Annotated in this window: 10 protein-coding genes and 1 tRNA gene; 4 read left to right on the top strand and 7 right to left on the bottom strand. The window is 58.4% G+C overall.

The window, feature by feature from the left end:
* Nucleotides 1-79: 79 nt before the first annotated feature.
* From rdgB to B3V69_RS06445, 4 genes are read right to left on the bottom strand one after another with little or no spacing between them, the layout of a single operon-like run.
* On the bottom strand, nucleotides 80-679 hold the full coding sequence (gene rdgB / locus B3V69_RS06460) for an RdgB/HAM1 family non-canonical purine NTP pyrophosphatase (RefSeq protein WP_296444885.1): 600 nt from the start codon (nucleotides 677-679) through the stop codon (nucleotides 80-82).
* Between the two features lie 42 nt (nucleotides 680-721).
* Nucleotides 722-1,450 (bottom strand): ribonuclease PH, encoded by a 729-nt coding sequence (gene rph, locus B3V69_RS06455; protein WP_296444883.1) that lies wholly within the window; start codon nucleotides 1,448-1,450, stop codon nucleotides 722-724.
* Nucleotides 1,447-2,358 carry a PP2C family protein-serine/threonine phosphatase gene (locus B3V69_RS06450; RefSeq protein ID WP_296444881.1) on the bottom strand — a complete coding sequence of 304 codons (912 nt, stop codon included), beginning with the start codon at nucleotides 2,356-2,358 and terminating at the stop codon, nucleotides 1,447-1,449. Before B3V69_RS06450 ends, rph begins: the two co-directional genes overlap by 4 nt.
* Complete coding sequence (locus tag B3V69_RS06445) at nucleotides 2,355-3,362, bottom strand: serine/threonine protein kinase (RefSeq protein WP_296444879.1); 1,008 nt, start codon at nucleotides 3,360-3,362, stop codon at nucleotides 2,355-2,357. Before B3V69_RS06445 ends, B3V69_RS06450 begins: the two co-directional genes overlap by 4 nt.
* Nucleotides 3,363-3,438: 76 nt before the next feature.
* Here B3V69_RS06445 and B3V69_RS06440 point away from each other — a divergent pair, with 76 nt between their 5' ends.
* From B3V69_RS06440 to B3V69_RS06425, 4 genes are all read left to right on the top strand, one after another.
* The gene (locus tag B3V69_RS06440; RefSeq protein ID WP_296444877.1) at nucleotides 3,439-4,356 is read left to right on the top strand and encodes a YicC/YloC family endoribonuclease; all 918 of its coding nucleotides are present in this window, start codon (nucleotides 3,439-3,441) and stop codon (nucleotides 4,354-4,356) included.
* A 36-nt stretch (nucleotides 4,357-4,392) separates the two neighbouring features.
* Nucleotides 4,393-5,013 (top strand): guanylate kinase, encoded by a 621-nt coding sequence (gene gmk / locus B3V69_RS06435; RefSeq protein WP_296444875.1) that lies wholly within the window; start codon nucleotides 4,393-4,395, stop codon nucleotides 5,011-5,013.
* 29 nt (nucleotides 5,014-5,042) lie between these two features.
* Nucleotides 5,043-5,246 (top strand): DNA-directed RNA polymerase subunit omega, encoded by a 204-nt coding sequence (gene rpoZ / locus B3V69_RS06430; RefSeq protein ID WP_296444873.1) that lies wholly within the window; start codon nucleotides 5,043-5,045, stop codon nucleotides 5,244-5,246.
* Nucleotides 5,247-5,453: 207 nt separating this feature from the next.
* Nucleotides 5,454-7,613: a RelA/SpoT family protein gene (locus B3V69_RS06425; protein WP_296444871.1), complete on the top strand. Its 2,160-nt coding sequence runs from the start codon at nucleotides 5,454-5,456 to the stop codon at nucleotides 7,611-7,613.
* Nucleotide 7,614: 1 nt separating this feature from the next.
* Here the strand turns inward: B3V69_RS06425 and greB are convergent, their stop codons facing one another.
* The 3 genes from greB to B3V69_RS06410 all read right to left on the bottom strand — a co-directional run.
* Entirely contained in the window at nucleotides 7,615-8,175 is a 561-nt protein-coding gene (gene greB, locus B3V69_RS06420) for a transcription elongation factor GreB (protein WP_296444869.1), read from the bottom strand.
* Between the two features lie 82 nt (nucleotides 8,176-8,257).
* Nucleotides 8,258-8,334: transfer RNA gene (locus B3V69_RS06415), tRNA-Arg, on the bottom strand.
* A gap of 51 nt (nucleotides 8,335-8,385) precedes the next feature.
* Nucleotides 8,386-9,234: 3-keto-5-aminohexanoate cleavage protein (locus B3V69_RS06410; RefSeq protein ID WP_296444868.1), on the bottom strand; the 849-nt coding region annotated here is incomplete at its 5' end.

The following is a 9,234-nucleotide window of genomic DNA, read 5'->3' as shown; positions in this document are numbered from 1 at the left end:
TGTTGAATGTCGCGGGGCGCCGACGTCTCGGCTGCGCTTGACGCAGGAAAAATGGGAATCATGGGCCCTGCAAGCCGCCTTACAGCCAGCGCTCGCGCATCAGCTCTACCATGGCCCGCGCGGCCCGGCCGCGATGGCTGTTGGCGTTCTTCACGTCCGCCGGCAATTGGGCGAAGGTCTGGCCAAACTCGGGGATGTACATCACCGGATCAAAGCCAAAACCGTTGCGGCCGGCCGGCGCATGGGCGATCTCGCCGACCACGCGACCGACCGCGATCAGGGGCTCGGGGTCTTGGGCTGAGCGCACCGCCACCAGGGTGCTCACCATGGCAGCACGGCGATTGTCCTGACCCTGCATTTGCGCCAGCAGCGCGCGGACGTTGTTGTCGTCGCCTTTTTCATAGCCGAACTGCGTGGCGTAATACGCCGTATCGACACCCGGCAAGCCGCCAAAGGCATCGACACACAAACCGGCATCGTCCGCCAGAGCAGGCAAACCGCTGTGCTGGGCGGCGTGCCGGGCCTTGGCCAGCGCGTTCTCGACAAAGGTGTGAAACGGCTCAGCGGCCTCGGCGATGCCCAGATCGCCTTGCGCAATCAACGCCAGCCCCAGCGGCGCCAACATGGCGCGCAGCTCGGCCAACTTGCCTTGGTTGTTGGACGCCAGAACAATTTTCATAAAATCAGGCTGTAGCCCTCGTCGAATAAGCGTAGGCAGCTATTAATCTAATAGCGAGTGCTTCTGCAGCGCGACCAGATCGCTGATGCCTTTTTCAGCCAGCGCCAGCAAGGCATCCATCTCCTGACGTGAAAACGCCGCGCCCTCGGCGGTGCCCTGCACTTCCACGAAATGACCGGCCCCCGTCATCACCACATTCATGTCGGTGTCGCAGGCCGAGTCTTCGGTGTATTCCAGGTCCAGCAACGGTAGACCCCGCACGATACCGACCGAGATCGCTGCCACATGGTCGCGAATGGGAGACGCCGTGAGTTTGCCCTGCGCCAACAGCTTGTTGACGGCGTCCTGCGCCGCCACAAAAGCACCGGTGATCGCGGCCGTGCGGGTGCCGCCGTCCGCCTGCAGCACGTCGCAGTCCAGATGGATGGTGCGCTCGCCCAGCTTGGCGAGGTCAAACACGGCCCGCATCGAGCGGCCAATGAGGCGTTGAATTTCCTGGGTGCGTCCGCTTTGCTTGCCGCGCGCGGCTTCGCGGTCGCTGCGGGTGTGCGTGGCACGCGGCAGCATGCCGTATTCGGCCGTGACCCAGCCCTCGCCGCTGCCCTTTTTATGACCCGGTACTTTTTCTTCGACCGACGCCGTGCACAAGACTTTGGTGTCGCCAAATTCGATCAAGACCGAACCTTCGGCATGGATGGTGTAGGCCCGTGTGATGCGCACAGGCCGCAGCTCGTTCGCGGCGCGCGCGCCGCTTCTGACAAATTCACTCATGATTTTTTGGCGGCAGACCGGCGGATGGCCTCGTTGATTTCAGCGATGGATCGCTCAATGGCGGCGTCGTCCAGATCTTCCAATTCGGAGTCCAGCCAACCGGCCTGAACGGTGGAGGCAAAGACGCCCTCGCTGATGGTGTCGGTTGAAATACTTCCCCGTGTTGACTCGAAGCCGTCAGGCGTTTCCCATTCCAGCGCGATGCAGGTGACGTTGTCGCTGCCGTCGCCCGCGTTGCGAAGCGCTTTTTCCACCAGATCAGGAACGGCTTCGCTGACCGGCTTGTGACTCAAATGGTAGGTAATGTCCACATCGCTCAGACTGCTCCACAGGCCATCCGAGCAGAGCATCAGCTTGTCGCCCTGCTGCAGCGCAACCGGTCCAGTAATGTCAAACACCGGCTTGGTCGGAGAACCCAGGCAGGTAAACAGAATATTGCGGTTCATGCGTTCCGGCAATTTCAAACCCGCGGCGCCCGCCTGCTGCTCGATGAAAGAATGATCCCGGGTGCGTGCCAGCAACTCCCCCTGACGCACCAGATAAAGCCGGGAGTCACCACAATGAATCCAGCTGACGGCCCCGGCCTGCACAACGGCCGCCACCAGCGTGGTTCGCGGCGTGTCCAGCATGCCCTTTTCAATCGCATAGCGCAGAATCTGGCGATGCGCACCCATCACCGCCGATGCCAAGAACGCGGCGACATCCGTTAGTTGCGGTTTGGCCTCTTTTTGAAACATCGCCGAGATCGCCTGCAAGGCCAGCTGGGCCGCCACTTCACCCAGGGGATGCCCGCCCATGCCGTCGGCGAGTATAAAAATACCCGATCCGCGCGTGTAGCAATAGCCCATGCGATCTTCGTTTTCTTCCCGCCCGCCTTTGCGACTGACCTGAAAAACAGAGAATTTCATTTGGTTTTCCCACCAACGCCGGTCGCTTTTTGGACGCTCTTTTTGGTATCCGACACCATGGTGTCGAACTGAAGACGAACTTTTTCACTGACGCTCAGCTTGGTATAGCGGCGCGTTCCCTCCCGGCTCAACTCCTTTTGCAGGGCGAACACCGACTGCGGCCGGGACAATGGATCCAGCGACATGCACCACTCGACCACCTCAATCAGATTGTCTGAGTAAACGCCACGCAAACGCGCCAGTGCGGTAGCAATACGGTCTTTCTCCAACCGTTGCGGCGCCTCATTCGGCGGATAGCCCTGCATACAGGCATAAATACAGGCACCGATGGCGTAAATGTCGGTCCACGGCCCCATGGCGGCGTCGCGCCGGTACATTTCTGGCGCAGCAAAGCCGGGCGTATACATCGGTCGAATGAAATTGCCTTCTTTGCTCAAGACTTCACGCGCGGCACCAAAGTCAATCAGCACCGATTTGTTGTCATCGGTAATGAAGATATTGGCGGGCTTGATGTCCAGGTGCAGCATCTTGTGCTGGTGAACAATGCGCAAACCACGCAGGATTTCGTCGAACAGGGAGCGGATCGTCGATTCCCTGAACACTTTGGCCTGTTTGAGATCCCGCGCCGTGATGATGAAATCCTGCAGGGACGCGCCCTCCAGATAATTCATCACCATGTAAACCGTTTCGTTCTCCCGGAAGAAGTTCATCACACTCACCACCGAGGGGTGCGAGATCTGGGCCAGGGAGCGGCCCTCTTCGAAGAAACTCTTCAGGCCGAGCCGGTACAAAGACAGTTTTTCCGGCTGCACCTGGGGCAGCAATTCGCCCGGTGCACGGGTTGCCAGCGACGAAGGCAGGTACTCCTTGACCGCAACCTGCTGGCCCTCTGCATCGACAGCCAGATACACCACGCCAAAGCCGCCAGCAGCGACTTTGCGGACAACGCGGTAACCCCCTATCGTGGTGTCGGGCGGTAAGGGTGCGGGTTTGACCTTTGACATAATTTTGAGTGCGTCCCTGTCTGGTCTGCCTGAACCGGGTTATTCTCAGGCACATTCCATTGATCAAAGAGTCGAGATGCCAGTTTACAGCATGACTGGCTATGCCAGTGCCCAGCACAGCACAGCACAGCACAGTTCCGAGCCCGAGTCCAAAAGTGCGCCTGCCAGCCATCTCGGCCTGGAAATCCGGTCCGTCAACAGCCGCTTTCTGGACCTGTCGTTTCGATTGCCCGAAGAGCTTCGACAATTCGAGCCCGCGTTGCGCGAACTCGTGGTGGGCCAACTCAAACGCGGCAAGGTTGAAGTGCGCGCCGCCATTGAAACCAGCGCCCACGGCACCGTTGTGGACCCAACGCCCCGACTGCTGCAACGGCTCAACGCGGTGCAGGACAGCGTCAAAGCCTGGCTGCCGGATGCCCGACCCTTGAGCGTGGCGGACGTCATCCGTCTTTCGGCCGGCGAACAGGCCTCGGCGCGCGACTGGCGTGACGACATTCTTCCGTTGGCCGGGCAAGCCCTGACGGAACTGCTCGCTGCGCGCGCGCGTGAGGGCGCCCGGTTGGCCACCATGCTGCTTGAACGCATCGGCCAGCTTCGTGCATTGGCCGAGCAAGCCGTGCCCCTTGTGCCTCAACTGGTGGCGCAGCAGCGCCAGCGCTTCCTGGACCGCTGGAAGGAGGCCATGGCATTGACCGAAGGAGCGGCCTTGCCGGAGGCGGCACAGGATCGGGCTCTCACAGAAGCCACGGCATTTGCCATACGCATTGACGTCGCCGAAGAAATCACCCGTCTGAACTCCCACCTCGATGAGCTTGAGAGGCTGATCAAGAAAGGCGGCGAGCTCGGGAAACGACTCGATTTCCTGATTCAGGAACTGCACCGCGAAGCCAACACCATGGGCTCAAAATCCGCAGCGCTGGAATTGACCCATATTTCGGTGGACATGAAAGTACTGATCGAGCAAATGCGCGAGCAGGTGCAGAACATAGAATAGCGCGACCCCGTCAATCGCCGTCAAAGGCCGCTTCCCATGGACTACCCCGGAAATCTGTTTGTCGTTGCGGCCCCGAGCGGCGCTGGTAAATCCAGCCTGGTCAAGGCCCTGCTTGAACTCGACTCGCATGTGCAACCCTCCGTCTCGCATACGACGCGCGCGCCCAGAGGGCAGGAAAAACATGGACGCGAGTACTTCTTCGTATCCGAGCCAGAATTCGATGCCATGGTTCAGGCGGATGCCTTCGTGGAATGGGCCTATGTACACAATCATCGGTACGGCACCTCCAAAAAAGCGATTGAAGAGCGGATGGCGCAAGGCGCCGATGTCATTCTTGAAATCGATTTTCAGGGCGCCATCCAGATCAAGAAAATTTTCGCCAATGCCATCACCATCTTCATCTTGCCACCCAGCTGGGAGGAGTTACGTTCCCGACTGGAACGGCGCGGCGAAGACTCTCCTGAAGTGATCGAATTACGGCTCAAAAACGCGGCCATCGAGGTCGCGCAGGTCCAGCAATTCGACTTCGTTATAATCAACGAGTTGTTTGATCGGGCGCTTTTTGACCTCAAGGCGATCGTTCACTCCCAGCGACTCAAGTTCTCGGCGCAACGTCGCGCCCGGGCTGAAACGTTCAAAGCACTGCACATTCCCTAGTGCATTTTCCTGGTCTTTCGGAGAATTTCATGGCCCGTATTACCGTCGAAGACTGCCTTTTGCAGATCCCCAATCGCTTCCAGCTGGTGTTGGCCGCGACCTACCGTGCGCGCATGCTGAGCCAGGGCCACGCGCCCAAGGTCGAGAGCAAAAACAAGCCCGCCGTCACCGCCCTGCGCGAGATCGCCGCCGGCAAGATTGGCCTGGAAATGCTGAAAAAAGTGCCTCTTTAACGGTATTTCAAATCTTCCAAAAGCACCGCTCGCGGTGCTTTTTTATTGGATCAAGGCAAACCGCCGCCTGCACGCTATATTTGAGGGGTGGGCACAGTCGTCAAACCATCCTCCAGAAAGACCCCGGGCTCCGGTGTGAATCGTCACGCCGCAACCATACCCAGTCCAGCGGCGGCCAACGCGGCAGCGGCCAGTTTTGCCAGTCTGATGGCCAAACTCGACTATCTGTCACCCCCCGATCTGGAGCAGGTACGTTTGGCCTACCGGTTTGCCGATCAAGCCCATTTGGGACAGATTCGCAACAGCGGCGAGCCCTACATCACCCACCCCATTGCCGTTGCGGCCCAATGCGCAGAATGGAAACTCGATGCCCAGGCGCTCATGGCCGCACTGCTGCATGACTCCCTGGAAGACTGCGGCGTCACGAAAATTGAACTGATCGAGCGCTTCGGCTCCCCCGTGGCTGAACTCGTGGACGGTCTGACCAAGCTCGACAAACTGCACTTCAATACCCGTGAAGAAAACCAGGCTGAGTCATTTCGGAAGATGCTTTTGGCGATGGCAAGGGATGTGCGTGTCATCCTGATCAAGCTAGCTGATCGCACCCACAACATGCGCACGCTGTCCGACGCGCCGCGCGAAAAATGGGCGCGCATCGCCTCCGAAACGTTGGACATCTACGCCCCTATCGCAAACCGCCTGGGCTTGAACCAGACCTACCGGGAACTGCAGGACCTGGCTTTTTGCCATTTGCGTCCCTGGCGCTACGCCATTTTGTCCAAGGCCGTGGCGAAAGCGCGCAGTCGCCGACGCGATCTGATTCAAAAAGTGCAACGCGAGGTGGAGACGGCCTTCGCCAACAGTGGCATGAAGGTCAGGATTGCGGGACGAGAAAAAACCTTGTTCTCAATTTACAAGAAGATGGATGAAAAACACTTGAGTTTTGCCCAGGTGACGGATATCTATGGCTTCAGGGTTCTGGCACCGAGCGTGATTGATTGCTACACGGCACTGGGAACATTGCACCAGCTCTACAAACCGGTTCCGGGCAAGTTCAAGGACCACATTGCCATCGGAAAACTCAATGGCTACCAGTCGCTTCACACCACCTTGGTGGGACCATCCGGCGTCAACGTGGAGTTCCAGGTGCGTACCGAGGCCATGCACATCGTTGCCGAGTCCGGCATTGCGGCGCACTGGCTGTACAAAGTCAACAACCCGCAAGAAATGACCAACGGCGACCGGCTGGGGTCAAAGTGGCTGCAGTCGCTGCTGGATATTCAGGACGAAACGCGGGACGCCGCTGAATTTTGGGACCACGTCAAGGTGGACCTGTTCCCGGATGCCGTCTACGTTTTTACGCCAAAAAGCCAAATCATGGCGCTGCCAAGAGGGGCGACGGTGGTGGACTTTGCCTATGCTATTCATAGCAACGTCGGGGACCGGACCCTGGCGGCGAGGATCAACGGCGAACAAGTGCCATTGCGTACCGAGCTCAAAAACGGCGACGTCATTGAAATCGTCACCGCACCCGTCTCCACACCCAACCCGGCCTGGCTGGGCTTCGTGCGAACGGCGCGCGCCCGCTCGAAAATTCGCCACCACCTCAAGACACTGGCACACACCGAGTCTGAGGGCTTGGGCGAAAAATTACTGGCACAAGCCCTTCGAGCAGAAGGGATTGATAAATTACCGGGAGAAACGGATGAAAATCATGTAATTTGGGAGAAGTTGCTCCGTTTTAGCGGCAATAAAAGTCGATCTGAACTTTTAACGGATATTGGCATGGGCAAACGAATCGCCACCATTGTCGCCAAACGCTTGCTGACCCTATTGACAGACAACGGCGAAAAGCCGGATGCCGTGCTGCTCACGCGTGAGCGCTACTCCGCCAACGAGACAGTGTCTCAAGGCAGCGTTTTGTTGGACGGAAGCGAAAACGCCTCGGTCCGGTATGCGCTGTGCTGCAGACCTGTTCCGGGTGACGGCATCGTGGGCTATCTGGGACGGGGTGAAGGCTTGATCGTGCATACGGACGATTGCGCTGTTGCCATGAAGCTCAAAAACAAAGACAGTGAGCGGTTTATCGGCGTGGAATGGTCTGATGAGCCGATTCGCACGTTTGAAACCGGGGTGTTGGTGACCATCACAAACGGCAAGGGGGTATTGGCTCGGGTGGCCGCTGCTTTGGCTTCCGCCGAGGCTGACATCACTCACATCGACATGGAAGATGAAGCAGCCCAGGATGCCACGGATTTGCGCTTTGTCATTGCCGTGCGCGACCGAAACCATCTGGATGTTGCGCTACGCAATCTGAGAAGAACGCCGTCCGTACTCAAGGCGGAACGGGCCAAAATAACCCAATAGATCAGTCAGGACCGAGCGCAGGGTATTGAACGCGGAGAACCTCTATCTCCACCGGCCCGGCAGGTGTCACCAGCTGCAGCACGTCGCCGGTTCGCGCTTTCAGCAAGGTTCTGGCGATGGGCGACACCCAGCTGACCTGGGCTTGCGAGCTATCCGCCTCATCGATTCCCAGAATGGTGACGGTTCGCTCCACGCCAGCGTCTTCGACGTAGGTCACGCTCGCGCCAAAGAAAATTTGGTCACTTCCGTAGTGAACTGCGGGATCTGTGACCTCCATGATTTCAATACGTTTTGTCAGAAACCGGATCCGCCGGTCAATTTCGCGCAAGCGCTTTTTGCCGTAAATGTAGTCACCGTTTTCAGATCGATCGCCGTTGCTGGCAGCCCAATGAACGATCTCCACCACTTTAGGGCGCTCGTTGTCAATCAAGTCCAGCAGTTCGCTGCGAATACGGGCATAGCCCTGAGGCGTGATGTAATTTTTCCCACCTGAAGGCAACGAAGGCAGTTGCGGACCATCATCGTCCGCGTCATCCGTTTCTTTGGTGAAAGCCTTGTTCATTGGATTTTGCCGAGTAGCGCATGAGCATACATGGCGCACAAGAAAAAGGCCTGCAACTTTTCAGTTACAGACCTTTACTTTTTGGTGCGGCTGGCAGGAATTGAACCCACGACCCCTTGGTTCGTAGCCAAGTACTCTATCCAACTGAGCTACAGCCGCTAAGCTGACAATTATAGCACGACGCGTACCGGGTCCATCCACCCGCTGCCGTCAACGCAGTCCGAGCAAAGCACGGGCTTCTGCCGGGCTGGCCACAGACCGGCCGGCCTTGCGCGCACATTCCGCCAACGCGGTGATCAACATGCCATTTCCTTTGGCCCGCTCACCGTTTGGCAAGTAAAAAGTATCTTCCAGCCCGGTACGAAGCATGCCGCCCAAGTCTGCCGTCTTTTGATGTACCGGCCAGATTTCCGTACGACCAATCAGAGTGGTCTGCCACACACTGCCGGGCGCCATCCAGCGCGGCAAGAGCGCCAGCAGGTCAGCGTCACAAGGCATGCCCGATGCCACGCCCATGACCAGGTTGTATTCGGCACGTCCCATCGCCGGTTTGAGCATCCCGGCCTTCAAATACATACCAACCGAGCGCACGATGCCAACATCAAAACACTCGAATTCGGGGTGCACGTTGCACTCCTCCATCACATCCAGGAACTGCTGAACCTTGGCCACCTGGTTGTCAAACAACATGGGGGGCCAGGCCCATTGGCCATCGTCCTTGATCTTGAGGTAATTCAAACTACCGGCATTGCAGGCGGCAATTTCAGGCTTGACGCGGCGGATGCAGGCCAAGGGGCCCGAAATATCCTTGCCGACAACACCCGTCGTCAGGTTGATGACGACGCCGGGACAGGCCTCACGAATGGCATTGACCACTGTTTCGGCAACGTCAGGATCCCAGGACGGCATGTGCCCCATGCCTTCTTCCTGCATGCGCAGATGCACATGCATGATGGAAGCGCCGGCATTGAAGGCATCACGCGCCTGTGCGGCCATCTGGGCCGGGGTCACCGGCACCGGATGTTGCTTGGGGTTGGTGAGCACGCCCGTCAGGGCGCA

Origin of the sequence: Rhodoferax sp. UBA5149, assembly GCF_002413825.1 — a bacterium.
In the GTDB taxonomy this organism is placed as follows: domain Bacteria; phylum Pseudomonadota; class Gammaproteobacteria; order Burkholderiales; family Burkholderiaceae_C; genus Rhodoferax.
Note: the sequence above shows the minus strand (reverse complement) of the source record. Positions and strands in the feature narration are given on the sequence as shown.

Coding starts and splice junctions, on each gene's coding strand:
- greB (WP_296444869.1), bottom strand. CDS start 8,175: ATGAACAAGGCTTTCACCAAAGAAACGGATGACGCGGACGATGATGGT.
- gmk (WP_296444875.1), top strand. CDS start 4,393: ATGGACTACCCCGGAAATCTGTTTGTCGTTGCGGCCCCGAGCGGCGCT.
- B3V69_RS06450 (WP_296444881.1), bottom strand. CDS start 2,358: ATGAAATTCTCTGTTTTTCAGGTCAGTCGCAAAGGCGGGCGGGAAGAA.
- rdgB (WP_296444885.1), bottom strand. CDS start 679: ATGAAAATTGTTCTGGCGTCCAACAACCAAGGCAAGTTGGCCGAGCTG.
- rpoZ (WP_296444873.1), top strand. CDS start 5,043: ATGGCCCGTATTACCGTCGAAGACTGCCTTTTGCAGATCCCCAATCGC.
- B3V69_RS06425 (WP_296444871.1), top strand. CDS start 5,454: ATGGCCAAACTCGACTATCTGTCACCCCCCGATCTGGAGCAGGTACGT.
- rph (WP_296444883.1), bottom strand. CDS start 1,450: ATGAGTGAATTTGTCAGAAGCGGCGCGCGCGCCGCGAACGAGCTGCGG.
- B3V69_RS06445 (WP_296444879.1), bottom strand. CDS start 3,362: ATGTCAAAGGTCAAACCCGCACCCTTACCGCCCGACACCACGATAGGG.
- B3V69_RS06440 (WP_296444877.1), top strand. CDS start 3,439: ATGCCAGTTTACAGCATGACTGGCTATGCCAGTGCCCAGCACAGCACA.